This window comes from Pseudomonas petrae (genome assembly GCF_021728295.1).
GTDB classification, from domain to species: domain Bacteria; phylum Pseudomonadota; class Gammaproteobacteria; order Pseudomonadales; family Pseudomonadaceae; genus Aquipseudomonas; species Aquipseudomonas petrae.
The window spans coordinates 27850-42025 of record NZ_JAKJXE010000018.1 but is presented as its reverse complement, the minus strand read 5'-3'; the positions used below and the strand labels follow the sequence as shown (position 1 = coordinate 42025).

At 60.4% G+C, this 14176-nt stretch carries 14 protein-coding genes, 1 tRNA gene and 1 pseudogene; 12 read left to right on the top strand and 4 right to left on the bottom strand.

The genetic code is table 11. From position 1 onward, the window contains the following. Positions 1–9: 9 nt before the first annotated feature. Entirely contained in the window at positions 10–1218 is a 1209-nt protein-coding gene (locus L4G42_RS23545; protein WP_237253844.1) for an MFS transporter, read from the bottom strand. 205 nt (positions 1219–1423) lie between these two features. Here L4G42_RS23545 and L4G42_RS23540 point away from each other — a divergent pair, with 205 nt between their 5' ends. Continuing rightward, positions 1424–2869: a SulP family inorganic anion transporter gene (locus tag L4G42_RS23540; protein ID WP_237253845.1), complete on the top strand. Its 1446-nt coding sequence runs from the start codon at positions 1424–1426 to the stop codon at positions 2867–2869. 27 nt (positions 2870–2896) lie between these two features. Here L4G42_RS23540 and L4G42_RS23535 read toward each other — a convergent pair whose 3' ends face one another. After that, on the bottom strand, positions 2897–3457 hold the full coding sequence (locus L4G42_RS23535; RefSeq protein WP_237261249.1) for a cysteine hydrolase family protein: 561 nt from the start codon (positions 3455–3457) through the stop codon (positions 2897–2899). Positions 3458–3580: 123 nt separating this feature from the next. Further along, on the bottom strand, positions 3581–4504 hold the full coding sequence (locus L4G42_RS23530; protein ID WP_237253847.1) for a LysR family transcriptional regulator: 924 nt from the start codon (positions 4502–4504) through the stop codon (positions 3581–3583). 147 nt (positions 4505–4651) lie between these two features. Between L4G42_RS23530 and L4G42_RS23525 the strand changes: the two genes are divergently transcribed. Then, positions 4652–5401: a 3-oxoacyl-ACP reductase family protein gene (locus tag L4G42_RS23525; protein ID WP_237253848.1), complete on the top strand. Its 750-nt coding sequence runs from the start codon at positions 4652–4654 to the stop codon at positions 5399–5401. Positions 5402–5565: 164 nt separating this feature from the next. Further along, positions 5566–5655 (top strand) — tRNA-Ser (locus L4G42_RS23520). A gap of 141 nt (positions 5656–5796) precedes the next feature. Here the strand turns inward: L4G42_RS23520 and L4G42_RS23515 are convergent. Continuing rightward, positions 5797–6255, bottom strand: coding sequence for a hypothetical protein (locus L4G42_RS23515; RefSeq protein ID WP_237253849.1), 459 nt, complete (start codon positions 6253–6255; stop codon positions 5797–5799). Between the two features lie 674 nt (positions 6256–6929). Here L4G42_RS23515 and L4G42_RS23510 point away from each other — a divergent pair. The 9 genes and pseudogenes from L4G42_RS23510 to L4G42_RS26475 form a co-directional block, all read left to right on the top strand. Then, positions 6930–7424, top strand: coding sequence for a helix-turn-helix domain-containing protein (locus tag L4G42_RS23510; protein ID WP_237253850.1), 495 nt, complete (start codon positions 6930–6932; stop codon positions 7422–7424). Between the two features lie 66 nt (positions 7425–7490). Beyond that, positions 7491–7925 carry a DUF4124 domain-containing protein gene (locus L4G42_RS23505; RefSeq protein ID WP_237253851.1) on the top strand — a complete coding sequence of 145 codons (435 nt, stop codon included), beginning with the start codon at positions 7491–7493 and terminating at the stop codon, positions 7923–7925. Between the two features lie 155 nt (positions 7926–8080). Next, positions 8081–8479, top strand: a complete 399-nt coding sequence (locus tag L4G42_RS23500) for a YybH family protein (protein ID WP_237253852.1) — start codon at positions 8081–8083, stop codon at positions 8477–8479. Between the two features lie 184 nt (positions 8480–8663). Further along, a complete protein-coding gene (locus L4G42_RS23495) occupies positions 8664–10166 on the top strand; it encodes a purine-cytosine permease family protein (RefSeq protein WP_237253853.1) in 1503 nt (500 codons plus the stop codon). A gap of 227 nt (positions 10167–10393) precedes the next feature. Further along, positions 10394–10687, top strand: coding sequence for a DUF6388 family protein (locus L4G42_RS23490; RefSeq protein ID WP_237253854.1), 294 nt, complete (start codon positions 10394–10396; stop codon positions 10685–10687). 133 nt (positions 10688–10820) lie between these two features. Further along, entirely contained in the window at positions 10821–11510 is a 690-nt protein-coding gene (locus tag L4G42_RS23485) for a crotonase/enoyl-CoA hydratase family protein (RefSeq protein WP_237253855.1), read from the top strand. Between the two features lie 151 nt (positions 11511–11661). After that, positions 11662–12417: a lysophospholipid acyltransferase family protein gene (locus L4G42_RS23480; RefSeq protein WP_237253856.1), complete on the top strand. Its 756-nt coding sequence runs from the start codon at positions 11662–11664 to the stop codon at positions 12415–12417. Positions 12418–12509: 92 nt separating this feature from the next. Then, entirely contained in the window at positions 12510–13481 is a 972-nt protein-coding gene (locus tag L4G42_RS23475; protein ID WP_237253857.1) for a magnesium and cobalt transport protein CorA, read from the top strand. Positions 13482–13826: 345 nt separating this feature from the next. Further along, a pseudogene (locus L4G42_RS26475) lies at positions 13827–14135 on the top strand ((2Fe-2S)-binding protein); the annotation flags it as partial. Positions 14136–14176 lie beyond the last annotated feature (41 nt).

The window sequence follows — 14176 nt, the reverse complement described above, 5'->3', positions numbered from 1 at the left end:
CGAAACGCTTCACTGCGCAGTGGAGTTTTGGTCGTGGCGTCTGGAATACGAGGCGCCCAGTAGGTAGAAACAGCCGCCAGCAATGATGAAGGCCGCCAGCATGTAAAACATGAAATGCGCCGACTGGGTCGACAGTGCGAAGCCACACAACACCGGCCCCAGAGCGCCGCCGAGGTTGGAGAGGTTCTGCGCGCCGTAATACATGCCGCGCAAATGGGTGGGTGCGATGCGGTCGATGAACATGTACTCGGCGGGAAACACGATGATCTCGCCGAGGGTGAACACCGCCACAGCCAGCGACCAGTGCAGCACCGTGGTCGACAGGGCAAACCCGACCACGCCCATCAGGAACAGGCTGAAACCTGCGGTCAGCCACTGATTCAAGTACTGATGACTGATGCGTTTGCCGACCAGGTACTGCAAGCAGATCACCACCGCCGCGTTCACCGCCACCACCGAACTGACGACCCGATAAGTGAATTCCGGCGTGGTCGTGGTGACCAGGTATTGCGACAAGTAAGCGGTGAATTGCCCGAACACCACGGCGCTGAGCACGCCGCCGACGGTGAAGCACACCAGCCGGTAGTCCTTGAGCAGGATGCGTCCCACGGCGATGAAGGAAATTAGCGCATTGGCCGGGTCCGCCGAACTCAGCTTGCGGTCCCCGTACATCGCGTAGACCAGCAAGAAGCCCAGGCCCAACGCCGCCGACATCACAAACGGCAGCTTCATGTTCCAGTGCGCCAGCCCTGCGCCAATGAACGGCCCGACCGCATAGCCGATGTTGATCAGCGTGTAGCGCACCGAGAACACTTTGCTCTGATCGGCCACCGGCAACAGCTTGCCGAACGCCGCCTTGACCACGATATCGATGACCGAATACGCGAAATTGAACGACACCAGAAACAGGAAGAACAGCCACAGCTTGCTGGTCACGCACATGCCGATGAAGCCGGTGACGAAGAACCCGGTGAAGCACAGAATCAGCCGATAGCTGGACAGTTTGTCGGTAAGGTAGCCGCCATACAGGCTCAGCAACGAGCCGACAATCAGCGCACCGCCGACGACCATGCCGATGTCGCTCATGCTCAAGACGAAATTCGAAGAAAGGTAAATCACCAGGTACGGCAGGGTGATAGCCCTGCCCAGCGTCAGAAAAAGCGACGACGAAAGCAGGAGATTGACTGAAGCCGGGTAGTGTCTGAGCGCAGCGAGCATCCGTGTTCTGTCCTTCATAACGTGCCGAGCCTTGATGACAGGAATCGGCGAGCTGTTTGAGTCAAACATCGTTACACAATCGGCAGTGACAGGACACATGAAGAATGAGTGAAACCCGGCAGGGTGCGGCATTTCCCCAACTGGCCGTCTGCGTTCACATTCCGTAACATCCCCTCCTTTTTGCACGCCGCCCTCCAGGAACGCCATGAAACCCGCCCGTCTTCGCGCCGATGTCCTCGCCGGACTCACCACCTCTTTCGCCCTGGTGCCCGAGTGCATCGCCTTCGCGCTGGTCGCGCACCTCAACCCGCTGATGGGCTTGTACGGCGCATTCATCATCTGCACGCTGACCGCGCTGTTCGGCGGGCGTCCCGGCATGGTCTCGGGTGCGGCGGGTTCGATGGCCGTGGTCATCGTGGCGCTGGTGGTGCAGCACGGCGTGCAGTACCTGCTGGCGACGGTGTTGCTGGGCGGGTTGGTGATGATCGCGTTCGGACTGCTGCGCCTGGGCAAACTGGTGCGGATGGTGCCGTATCCAGTCATGCTCGGGTTCGTCAACGGCCTTGCGATCGTCATCGCCATGGCGCAGCTGGAGCATTTCAAAAGCGGCGAAACCTGGCTCAGTGACACGCCGCTGTACTTGATGATCGGCCTGGTGGCGATGACCATGGCGGTGGTGTATCTGCTGCCGCGCCTGACCCGCTCGGTGCCGCCGGCGCTGGTGGCCATCCTCGGCGTCGGCCTGCTGGTGTACCTGTTCGACCTGCCGACGCGCACCCTCGGCGACATGGCGCACATCGCCGGCGGTCTGCCGGGCCTGTCGCTGCCGGACGTGCCGTGGAATCTGGAGACCCTGCGGATCATCGCGCCCTACGCGATCCTGATGGCGCTGGTCGGTCTGCTGGAAACCTTGCTGACCCTGAACCTCACCGATGAAATCACCGAGAGCCGCGGCTACCCCGATCGCGAATGCGTCGCCCTCGGCGTCGCCAACCTGGCTTCCGGTCTGTGCGGCGGCATGGGCGGCTGCGCAATGATCGGCCAGACCGTGATCAACCTGAGTTCCGGCGGCCGCGGTCGTCTGTCCGGCATCGTCGCCGGGGTGATGATTCTGATGTTCGTGCTGTTCCTGTCGCCCCTCATCGAGCGCATTCCGCTGGCGGCGCTGGTCGGCGTGATGTTCGTGGTCGCCCAGCAGACCTTCGCCTGGGCCTCCCTGCGCGTGCTGCGCAAAGTGCCGTTGAACGACGTCTTCGCGATCATCGCCGTGACCCTCGTCACCGTCCTCACCGACCTGGCCACCGCCGTGCTGTTCGGCATCCTCATCGCGGCGCTGAACTTCGCCTGGCAACAGGCTCGCGAGCTGTACGCCGACAGCCATATCGCGCCGGACGGCAGCAAGATGTATCACCTCCACGGCACTCTGTTTTTCGCCTCCACCACGCCGTTCCTGGATCAGTTCGATCACGTCAACGATCCGCAACACGTCACGCTGGATTGTCGTCATCTGATCTTCGTGGACTATTCCGCGGTTGCGGCGCTGAAAACCCTGCGCGGGCGCTACCACAAGGCGGGGAAACACCTGCGCGTGGTGCATCTGTCGGAACGCTGCAAGAAGCTGCTCAAGCGCGCGGGCGTGCAGCACGCATAAGGCGCGCGTTGAGCCTCGAGATGCGGATTAACTGATCGCCCGCAAAATAGCCTCGGTCGCCACCACCTGCGCGTACTCACCGTGCAGATTGGCCAGCGACATGGCGTGGATGTCTTCGGCAGTGCGTGGCTGTCCGAAGAAGTCCGCGCCGTCGAAGGTGAAGCAGGCGTCGTGGGGCACGATAACCTCGAAGCCGAGGTTGCCGCCGGTACGCGCGGTCGACTCCACGGAGTTGTTGGTCACCACGCCGACGTTCACCACCTGATTGATTCCGTCCGCACGCAACCAACCCTCCAGCGCCGAATGACAAAAGGCGTCGGGCACCTGTTTGTGCAGCTCGCCTTCGTCGTCCCAAGGGACAAATGCCGGCTGAAACTCGACGCCGGACTGCTGCGGCCAGAACACCGAGTCCGGTGAGCGGGAGAAATGCCGCACGTGAATCACCGTGCGCCCGCTGTCGCGCCAGGCGCTCAGCAGTTCCAGCATCCGCTGCTCGGCGTCAGGGTTGTTGCGCCGCCCCAGCTTCGAGTGGTTGATGCCCTGCTGCATGTCGATGAGGACCAGCGCGGCTTTCGGTTGAATGTGCATGGTGCTTCCTATCAAGACCTTAATGCGGTGAGCCTGCTTGCGATGACGTTCTGTCAAACCCATCAACGTCTGCTGAGGCGGCCTCTTCGCGGGCAAGCGCGCTCCTACAGGGGGTTGCGCCGCTCAAACGGCACTGAAATGCCTTGCCCATTGCTGTTCGGCGAACTGCTCGATGATGAAGTCGACGAACGCGCGGGTCTTGCCCGGCAGTAACTTGTGCCCACTGTAATAGATGGAAATGTTGCCGTCCTCGACATACCACTCCGGCAGCACCCGTTGCAGCGCACCGCTGCGCAGGTACGGCAGGGCGAACGGCATGCTCACCAGCGCGACGCCCAGACTCTGACTCGCCGCGCGGCAGGCAGCCTCGGAATCACTCAGGGTCATGCGCACCTTCATGCGCAGCGGGCTTTGCTCATGACTGCGATGGCTCAACGGCCAGGACCGGATCCGCCCGGTTTGCGGCGAACGGATCAGAATGCCGTCACAGTCGTGCAAATCGTCCGGATGCGTGATGCCTTCGTGGGCTTGCACCCATTGCGCAGACGCCACCAGCACGCGGTGGGCGGGCGCCAGTTTGCGCGCGACGACGCCTTGGGGCAGATCGAAGCCACCGCCGATGGCAGCGTCGAAGCCCTGCCCTATCAGGTCCACCTGCCGGTTATCGAAATGCCAGTCGGGCGTGATGGCCGGATAGCGCTGCAGAAAATCGGCCAGCAGCGGCACCACATACAGGCATCCGAACATAGTGCCGACGCTGACTTTCAAAGTGCCGGCGGGACTGCCTTCGGCGCTGGCCAGGTTGGCGACAGCGTTCTGAATGGTGTTGAGGCTCGCGCTGACCTCGCCGAGAAAACGCTGGCCGGCTTCTGTCAGCGTCAACTTGCGCGTGCTGCGCTGAAACAGCCTCACGCCGAGCTTCGCCTCAAGTTTGGCGACGCTCTTGCCGACGGCAGCGGGCGTCAGGCTCAGGCGGCGCGCAGCCTCGGCAAAGCTGCCGACCTCGGCACTGCGCACGAAGCACTCGATGCTGCTGAAGTTTTCCATCGCACTCACTCACAACTTTCGGTTTACACAGACTATCTCTATTACCGGCTACCGCGCGGGTAATCGTCGGCAGATACTCGTGTCCATCAACTCACTACTCACTACCTATCACTCACTGCCCATCACTCAGGGCTACAGGAGATCGACATGACTCATCCCACCAATCTGATCGGCAAAACAGCACTGGTACAAGGCGGCTCGCGCGGCATCGGCGCAGCGATCGTCAAACGGCTGGTCGAACAAGGCGCAGCAGTGGCCTTCACTTTCGTCAGCTCGGAAGCCAAAGCGCAAGAACTGCAAGACAGCATCACCGCAGCCGGCGGCAAGGCCCTGGCCATCAAGGCCGACAGCGCCAACGCCGAAGACATTCGCGACGCCGTCGCCAAGACGGTGAAGGCGTTCGGCGGCCTCGATATTCTCGTCAACAACGCCGGCGTGCTGGCCATCGCGCCACTCGACGAATTCACCCTTGAAGACTTCGACCGAACCCTGGCCATCAACGTACGCAGTGTGTTCATCGCCAGTCAGGAAGCGGCGCGGCATATGAAAGAAGGCGGTCGCATCATCAACATCGGCAGCACCAACGCCGACCGCATGCCCTTCGCCGGTGGCGGCGTCTACGCCATGAGCAAGTCGGCGCTGGTCGGCCTGACCAAAGGCCTGGCCCGCGACCTCGGCCCGCGCGGCATCACCATCAACAACGTCCAGCCCGGCCCGGTCGACACCGACATGAACCCGGCCGACAGCGACTTTGCCGGATCACTGATGAACCTGATGGCCATCCCGCGCTACGGCAAATCCGAAGAAATCGCCGCCATGGTCGCCTACCTCGCCGGCCCCGAAGCGGGCTACGTCACCGGCGCCAGCCTGACCATCGACGGCGGCTTCGGCGCCTGATCCCCTCGCTCTCGCCTTCAACGCAAAGCCCCGGACCTTTATGAGCACCCGGGGCTTCGCGCTTTTTGCTTAAGCGCATGAAAATTCTGAAAAAAAGTTTTGCCTTCGCCAAAGCTTTCGACTACATTAGCGCGCCTCGACAGACTGAACGTCTGAAGAGATACGGTGAAGTGTCCGAGTGGCTTAAGGAGCACGCCTGGAAAGTGTGTATACAAGAAATTGTATCGAGAGTTCGAATCTCTCCTTCACCGCCACATTAAAAAGATCCCCGCAACGCTTATGGCGTGCGGGGATTTTTGTTTCCGGGGAGTTCTGATTAGTCGAATTGCCGAGGCGGCGCGAGCCAGCAGGCTTGACTGCGTTTCTCACCCATTGACCTGCCCGCCCCCAATCACTTAGCCACGCTCATCCTGCTGGTACAAGCTCACCCGATAAGACTGCAACCCGTCACTCTGGGTATATTGCTTACTGAAGTAGCGATAGACCGCGCCCTTCACAGTAATGCCGACACCGTCCTCCGTCTCGCGGATCATCACGTCTTCGAGGGCACTGTCGGTGATCACAAACGAGTTACGCTCATTCAGGTTTTTGAGGATTTCCTCATCAGCGCCGGGGATCGGATCACTCAAGTAAAACCTCAAGGTGTCGAGATCGGTCGCAGGTGCGCCGTAATGAGTAACGTAAACCCATGCGCCCCGCTTTAGCTGATGTTTGAGCACCAGCTCGTCTGCATCAGCAATCCCGCCTGGAACATGTTCGAGCAGGTAATAAATAAGTAGCACGCTCAGTAATACCCAGAAGAGAAACTTATATATAGCCCGGGGGGTTGTATCCGCTGGATCGTGGCTGTTCATTCCATGATGTGTCCTTGCTGTTCAGCGGCAGCTCAAACATCTCTGCTCAATCCGATTGAATGGGCAACCTCCGAACGGGCAAGACCCGCCCTGAGCTCAGACAGCTTCTGCCATGAACGGGTTGTCGCCGAGAAAGCGTTTCGAGTCGCAATACGAGGGGTAGAGCGTTGCGGGCGCACCTTTGCAGGCCAGTTTCCAAGGCGTGACAAATTGTGTGTCAGCTTGCCTCGCCTTGAAAGGCCCAATCCTGACAGACCAGCAGACGCTGCCTGTAGGATATAGCCCGGCGTCCTGACGCCCCGATATCACCGATTAAACGCTGCACATGTAGAGGGCGGCAGGGATGGGGCAGTCGGCGTATGCTCCGCAGCCTTTCCTCCCCTGCATTTTTAATCCCCGCAGGGCCTAACCCGCGCCATCCCACCCTGCAAACGACCGCGTGACCTAATCCAGTGGAATAACTAGAATCGTCCAGCGTTGATTTTTCCACGCAAAGCGTCGGAAAAATCGCCATTTGAGTGCTGAACAGCTAATGTCTACCCGTTGTACTGTGTGAATGACTCCAATTCCCATACGTGGCTAGCTCTACACCAAAAGAAAACAGTCCGTATTCCGGCCCCCATTGCGCACCCGCGAGAGACACAAGCAGGGTGCGAATTCGCAGGAGAAGGTTGATGAATGGCATCGGTAAACGTTTGAGGCAGGAAAGGAAACGTCTGAAATTGACGCAAAGCGCACTGGGCGCCATCGGTGGGGTGGAAGCCAACGCCCAGGGGCATTATGAAAGCGGGCAGCGATTGCCCAGGGCGGATTATCTGTTCAAGATCGCCGCCGCCGGTGTGGACATCACCCGCGTCGTGACTGGAGTAGATGCCTCGGCCCGCGCTGAGCTGCCCTCATTTCCGACGATGCAGACGACCCGGGAGATGGAGAGTGAAGCCGATCTCGACAACTCGGAAAGCATGGTGAAAATCATCAGCCAGTTGCGCCAGAGCCTGTGGATCACGGCGAATGCGTTGCGCGAAGTGACCCGACTGGTTGATTCAGAAGAGCCGCGCTCAAGCGTCGATCATGTCGAAGATCACCTGAAGGTGTTGCAAGGCGACGCCGACATGTTCGCAGCACTCGCGTTGGCGAAAGTCCAGAAAGCCGCCCACGAAACCCATTGACCCGATCAGCGTCACTGACAGCCGAACCTCTCAGATGGTAGCCTTGCGCCATCCAGGGAGGTTTCGATGAGCAGATTTCCAGTACTGTCCGCAGCGGTCATGACGTTGCTCTTGTGCGGCGTAGCAAATGCCGACGTCTTCAAGTGCGTCGCCGCCAATGGCGCAATCAGCTTCGCCTACAGCCCTTGCCCGACTTACGTCGGCGAATCCACCGTACAGCGTCCGCCACCGGCACGGATGTCCAGTGAATGGGAAGAAACCGATTTCCCCTATCGCCTGAACAAAAACGCCACCGAGATTTTGCAGGTTAGTCGACGCAGAAAGCTGATCATCACCAACGAGCGTGAGATTGCCGACCGGCTGCAGAGCATTCGCCCGCCGCCCCCTGGCCTCCCCTCGACGTGCGTTGCCCCTCGTTATGACAGCGCCTGCTTCGACCCCTCCGGCGGCCGGGTTCGTCAACCCGTTAAAAGCGGCCTGATGAAATCCTCAGGAAACTGACGACGCACCGCTGCTTGCAGCTTGCAGCTCGAGGCTGACCGCCAGCCATTACTTCTCAATATTCTGAACTAAGTTTTTACCGGCGCCGATGTGATGCCCCGTGAGAGCTGCTTACAGTCGGGCCCCATCGCCAGAATCACAAAAACGAGCCGGCCATGACCTCCACCGAGATCCACCACGACGCCATTCAACACGCCGCACAAACGCTCATCGACGCATTCGCCAGCAACGACACGGATGCCTACTTCGCCGCATTCGCTGAAGACGCCACGTTCCTCTTTCACACCTTGCCTGCGCCCCTGCTGTCACGCGCCGCTTACCGCGATGTGTGGGCTGGCTGGCAGGCAGACGGCTTTACCGTTCTGGGTTGCCAATCGCGCAACGCCCACATCAGCCTGCAGGGTGATATCGCGATTTTCATGCACGACGTCGACACCCACGTTCGCTTCGGCGATGAAGAAAGCCATTTCAGCGAGCGCGAAAGCATTGTCTTTCGGCAATACGGCGGGCGCTGGCTGGCGTGCCACGAACACCTGTCCGTGAAAACGGGCTAGCGGGGACGCGCAATCGATGGCGAGTGGTCCTCAGAGGCTGCCGCACGCACAACGCACTGCCTTACCTGATTCAGGGTCGCAATGCCGACCACTGCCAATGCCACGATCGGGTTCACCGGTCGAGATAACGGGCCAGCGCCTAGCGCCGGCCTTATAACAACACGACAGCGCGCAGGAACATCCCATGGCTCACCCCACCACTACGATCGAAACCTTCGGGGTCGAACAGATCCCCGATCATCAGCGCGACGCTGCGCCCCTCGACCTGTTTCGTCTGACCTTCGGCGGCGCCAACACCTTCGCCACCGCCGTGCTCGGCAGTTTTCCGGTGCTGTTCGGCCTGTCGTTCCAGGCCGGCGTCTGGGCAATCCTGTTGGGCATCGTGCTCGGGTCGATCATCCTTGCGCCGATGGGTCTGTTCGGCGCCCTCAACGGCACCAACAACGCGGTTTCATCCGGCGCGCACTTTGGGGTTCACGGGCGCATCGTCGGCTCGTTTCTGTCGTTGCTCACGGCGGTGGCGTTCTTCTCGCTGTCGGTCTGGAGTTCGGGGGATGCGTTGATCGGCGGCGCCAAACGCATGGTCGGCCTGCCGGAAAACGACTTCACGCTGGCGGTGGCCTACGGCGTTTTCGCCGTGCTGGTGTTGGTGGTGTGCATCTACGGTTTTCGCTTCATGCTGTGGGTCAACAAGATCGCGGTGTTCGCTTCAAGCCTGTTGTTCCTGCTCGGCATCTTTGCTTTCAGCGGCAGCTTCGATGCGGGCTTCACCGGTACGGTCAACCGTGGCAGTGAGGGGTTCTGGGCAGCGTTCATTGGTGCCGCACTTTTGGCGATGAGCAATCCGGTGTCGTTCGGTGCGTTTCTCGGTGACTGGTCGCGCTACATCCCACGCCAGACATCGAAAAAACGCATCATGGCGTCGGTGTTTCTGGCACAGATCTGCACGCTGATCCCGTTTCTGTTCGGGCTGTGCACGGCGACCATCGTGGCCACCCAGGCGCCGCAATACATCACGGACAACAATTACGTCGGCGGCCTGCTGGCGGTCTCGCCCAATTGGTTCTTTCTGCCGGTGTGCCTGATCGCAATCATCGGCGGGATGTCGACCGGTACGACGTCGCTCTACGGCACCGGGCTGGACATGTCGAGCATGTTTCCGCGCCTGCTCAATCGTGCCCAGGCGACGATTCTGATCGGCATCGCTGCGATTGCCTTCATCTTCATCGGCCGCTTCGCCTTCAATCTGGTGCAAAGCGTGTCGACCTTCGCCGTGCTGATAGTTACCTGTACTTCTCCGTGGATCGTGATCATGGTGCTGGGCCTGATCGTTCGCCGCGGCTTCTATCACCCGGCGGACCTGCAAGTGTTCACCCGTGGCCAGAGCGGTGGTCACTATTGGTTCGAGCACGGCTGGAACTGTCGCGGTCTGGGCGCCTGGCTTCCGAGCGCAGCGGTGGGCCTGTGCTTCGTCAACTTGCCGGGGCAGTTCGTCGGTCCACTGGGCAATCTGGCGGGCGGTATCGACATCAGCCTGCCGATCACCCTTGGCCTGGCGGCGCTGTTGTACATCACCCTGCTGCGCACCTTTCCGGAACCGGTTGGCGTGTATGGCGCCCACGGTCCGCACCCATTGCTGGGCGATAACGCGCACCGCAATGTGAAGAAGCCGATGGCGATCGGTTGATATTCCGACGCCGTTGACCGAGGGCTCGCTGCAAAGCGGGCCCCTTTTATTTGTCCGCAGCGGCGCTATTCATTCAGCGGCCTGAGCCCAAGCCTACCCCGACCGACGGGTCGCCTGTGACTGGCGCCAGTGATTCACATCACGCACAATCGCCGCTTGCCTCATGACCCCGGCAGCATCCCACCCACAGCAACACGTCAGCTCGACCCACAGGAGATCACCCCCGCATGAACGCAAACGACTGGACCGAAGCTGCCTTGGCGAAGTACATCGTGACCAATCCGATGTTGCAGGCTGAAATCCAGGATTTGAGCCCGAAAGAACAGCAACAGCTGACCCTCTGGGCCTTCGAAGACGAAGCCGAAGCCCAGGGCATCCCGACCTGGGAGCTGGCGCTGACCTTTATTGCCGAAACCCCCGAGCAACTGAAGGCGCTGCGTCTTGCTACGCACAAGGAAGCGGCCGAGGCACTGGACATGGACTGGGAAGAATACTGCGAACTGAACGAAGTCGAGGTGTAACCGCCCCGCTCCCTCTCAGGGTCGCCAGCGTCGGCGACCCGATCCCCTGACTTGCCAGTCATCCTTTACGCTTTACCTTGCCCTGCCGGGTGAGTAACGTCTGCGCCACTTCAAAACAAAAAGGACTAGCTCCATGAGTGATTTGGTCGCCTATCAACTGGATGACGGCGTTGCGACGCTGACCCTGACCAACGGCAAGGTCAACGCCATCAGCAACGACGTGGTCGCCGCGTTCAATGCCGCTCTGGACCGCGCCGAGCAGGACCGCGCCGTGGTGATCATCACCGGTCAGCCGGGCATTCTCTCGGGCGGGTATGACCTGAAAATCATAACCGCGTCGCCGGAAGCCGCCATGGCCCTGGTCGCAGAAGGCTCAACGCTCGCGCGGCGGATGCTGTCGTTTCCGTTCCCGATCGTGGTCGCGTGCGGTGGTCATGCCGTGGCCAAAGGCGCCTTCCTGCTGCTGTCGGCGGATTACCGCATCGGCGTCGAAGGCCCGTTCAGCATCGGTCTGAACGAGGTGCAAATCGGTATGACCATGCACCACGCCGGCATCGAACTGGCCCGTGACCGCCTGCGCAAAAGTGCCTTCGGTCGCTCGGTGATCTGCGGCGAGATGTTCGATCCCAAGGGCGCGCTGCAAGCCGGGTTCTTCGACAAAGTGGTCGCCCCGGAAGAACTCACCGAGGCTGCGCGCACCGTGGCGCTGCAGATGAAGAAAATCAACATGCGCGCCCACAAGCAGACCAAGTTGAAAGTACGCAAGGAATTCCTCGAGACCCTCGACCGGGCGATCGAGCTGGATCGTCAGATCCCGCTCTGAGGGATCACCGACAACGCGCTGCATTCCTTGCGGCGCGTTTCCCCTGAAACATCCCGTTAAATTCCTGATCCTCCGCCCGGCCCGTGGGCGATTGCCGATTCCAGTGCACATCCGTACACTGCGCGGCCTTTCGCCTACCGGGTGGTTTTGCATGCTGTTCGTTCTGCGTATGTTGTTGATGGGCCTGCACTTTCTCGTCGCCGGCGCACTGGGGCTTTTGCTTGGCCTGTGCCGCCCGTTCAACCCGGACAACAGCCGCCTGTGTGCTCGCCTCTACGCCCTCCCCGCCATGCGGATTCTCGGGCTGCGCCTGAATGCGCAGCTCAGCCTGCAGTTCGAGCAGGCCAGGCCCTGCGTGATCATCTGTAACCATCAATCCAACCACGACCTGTTTGTCCTCGGCAACATCGTGCCGCCGCGCACGGTCTGCATCGGTAAAAAAAGTCTCAAATGGGTGCCCTTCTTCGGCCAGCTGTTCTGGCTGGCGGGCAACGTGTTGATTGATCGTGGCAACCCGCAACGGGCACGCCGCGCCATTCTCCAGACCACCGAAACCCTGCAGCACAAGGACACCTCGATCTGGGTATTCCCCGAAGGCACACGCAACAAAGGCGAGGAATTGCTGCCGTTCAAACGCGGCGCGTTCCAGATGGCGATCGAGGCCGGTGTGCCCATCGTGCCCGTCTGCGTGAGCACCTACGTGCGCAGCATGGATTTGAATCGATGGGACAGCGGCGAGGTGATTATCCGCACGCTGCCCGCGATCCCGACTTCGGGCCTGACCAGCGAAGATATCCCGCAGCTCATCGCGCTCTGCCATGGCCAGATGCAGGCCTGCATCGCCAGCATGGACGCGCAAGTCCGCGGGTCAACGGCCGGCATCCAAACAGACGCTGAACAACACTGAAATAACCTGCGAACTCGTTTAAATCCGCCGACTCTGATCAGGGAGCGCGCTAAGCTGCGCATCAGGTTTCCCTAAAAGAAGAAGCAGACATTATGGGTCGAGTGGTTGCCGCTGCCGTTTACAGTGCCGGAAAGAAAGTCACCAATATTTCCCTCGACGAAGGCGCGGCCTGGGCGGCGAAACCCAGGCATTTCGTCTGGATTGGCCTGGAGCAGCCGGGCCTTGAAGAACTGACCACGCTGCAGAAACAATTCAATCTGCACGAGCTGGCCATCGAAGACGCGCTGGAAGTCCACAGCCGGCCGAAGCTGGAGACCTTCGGCGACGCGTTGTTCATCGTGACTTACGCGCCGATCCGCGAAAACGGCAAGCTGATCTTCATCGAAACCCACATCTTTGCCGGCAAGGGTTACGTGATCACCTCGCGCAACGGTGACTCTAAGTCCTATGGCCTGGTGCGTCAGCGCTGCGAAGCCCGGCCGTTGCTGCTGGAGCATGGAGAAGACTTCGTCCTGTATGCGCTGCTGGATTTCGTCACCGAGAACTATCAGCCGGTCACCGAATCGATTCACTGCGAGCTTGAAGAGCTTGAGCACAACGTGCTGCGCAAGGACCTCAATGAATCCGACATCCACCGCATCCACGCGCTGCGTCGTGACCTGCTGCGCCTGCGCCGCTACGTGGCGCCCATGGTCGAGATTGGCGAGGAGCTGCAGAAGCTGAGCTTCCCCTTCATCGACAAGAACATGCGCCCGTACTTCCGCGACGTGGAGATCCACGTTAAACGGCAGATGGAAGACCTTTCCAACCTGCGCGACATCGCCAGCCAGACCATCGAAATCAGCCTGCTGCTGGAGTCTTCACGGCAGAGCCTGACCCAGCGCAAATTTGCCGCCTGGGCCGCGATTCTGGCCTTCCCCACCGCCATCGCCGGGATCTACGGGATGAATTTCCAGAACATGCCCGAGCTGACCTGGCATTACGGGTATTACATGGTGTTGGGTGTGATCGTCGGCGGGTGCGGGGTCTTGTTTGCGAGCTTCAAGCGGTCGGGTTGGCTTTGAGGCTTTTGAATATACATACGACTGTAGGACCGGCTTTAGCCGGGAAGAGGCAGGTGTGAGCACCATCAATCTTGCGGTATGGCGACTGACGCCTTCCCGGCTGATGCCGGTCCTACAGGAGAAATACGTGCTGTCAGTGGGACCGGCTTCAGCCGGGAAGAGGCCGGTCTGAGCACCATCAGTTTTCCAGTGTGGCGACTGACGCCTTCCCGGCTGAAGCCGGTCCTACAGGAAGAATACGTGCTGTCAGTGGGACCGGCTTTAGCCGGGAAGAGGCAGGTCTGAGCACCATCAGTTTTCCAGTGTGGCGACTGACGCCTTCCCGGCTGAAGCCGGTCCTACAGGAGAAATACGTGCTGTCAGTGGGACCGGCTTCAGCCGGGAAGAGGCAGGTGTGAGCACCATCAATCTTGCGGTATGGCGACTGACGCCTTCCCGGCTAAAGCCAGTCCTACGGTAGAAATACGTGCTGTCAGTAGGACCGGCTTTAGCCGGGAAGAGGCCGGTGTGAGCACCATCAATCTTGCGGTATGGCGACTGACGCCTTCCCGGCTGAAGCCGGTCCTACAGGAGAAATACGTGCTGTCAGTGGGACCGGCTTCAGCCGGGAAGGGGCCTGTCCGAACGCCGTCAATTTTCCAGTGTGGCGACTGACGCCTTCCCGGCTGAAGCCGGTCCTACAGACTGAAGCCGGT

Excerpts from the sequence above, each read along its gene's own strand:
- L4G42_RS23545 (WP_237253844.1), bottom strand. The coding sequence starts at position 1,218 with ATGCTCGCTGCGCTCAGACACTACCCGGCTTCAGTCAATCTCCTGCTT.
- L4G42_RS23540 (WP_237253845.1), top strand. The coding sequence starts at position 1,424 with ATGAAACCCGCCCGTCTTCGCGCCGATGTCCTCGCCGGACTCACCACC.
- L4G42_RS23535 (WP_237261249.1), bottom strand. The coding sequence starts at position 3,457 with ATGCACATTCAACCGAAAGCCGCGCTGGTCCTCATCGACATGCAGCAG.
- L4G42_RS23530 (WP_237253847.1), bottom strand. The coding sequence starts at position 4,504 with ATGGAAAACTTCAGCAGCATCGAGTGCTTCGTGCGCAGTGCCGAGGTC.
- L4G42_RS23525 (WP_237253848.1), top strand. The coding sequence starts at position 4,652 with ATGACTCATCCCACCAATCTGATCGGCAAAACAGCACTGGTACAAGGC.
- L4G42_RS23515 (WP_237253849.1), bottom strand. The coding sequence starts at position 6,255 with ATGAACAGCCACGATCCAGCGGATACAACCCCCCGGGCTATATATAAG.
- L4G42_RS23510 (WP_237253850.1), top strand. The coding sequence starts at position 6,930 with ATGAATGGCATCGGTAAACGTTTGAGGCAGGAAAGGAAACGTCTGAAA.
- L4G42_RS23505 (WP_237253851.1), top strand. The coding sequence starts at position 7,491 with ATGAGCAGATTTCCAGTACTGTCCGCAGCGGTCATGACGTTGCTCTTG.
- L4G42_RS23500 (WP_237253852.1), top strand. The coding sequence starts at position 8,081 with ATGACCTCCACCGAGATCCACCACGACGCCATTCAACACGCCGCACAA.
- L4G42_RS23495 (WP_237253853.1), top strand. The coding sequence starts at position 8,664 with ATGGCTCACCCCACCACTACGATCGAAACCTTCGGGGTCGAACAGATC.
- L4G42_RS23490 (WP_237253854.1), top strand. The coding sequence starts at position 10,394 with ATGAACGCAAACGACTGGACCGAAGCTGCCTTGGCGAAGTACATCGTG.
- L4G42_RS23485 (WP_237253855.1), top strand. The coding sequence starts at position 10,821 with ATGAGTGATTTGGTCGCCTATCAACTGGATGACGGCGTTGCGACGCTG.
- L4G42_RS23480 (WP_237253856.1), top strand. The coding sequence starts at position 11,662 with ATGCTGTTCGTTCTGCGTATGTTGTTGATGGGCCTGCACTTTCTCGTC.
- L4G42_RS23475 (WP_237253857.1), top strand. The coding sequence starts at position 12,510 with ATGGGTCGAGTGGTTGCCGCTGCCGTTTACAGTGCCGGAAAGAAAGTC.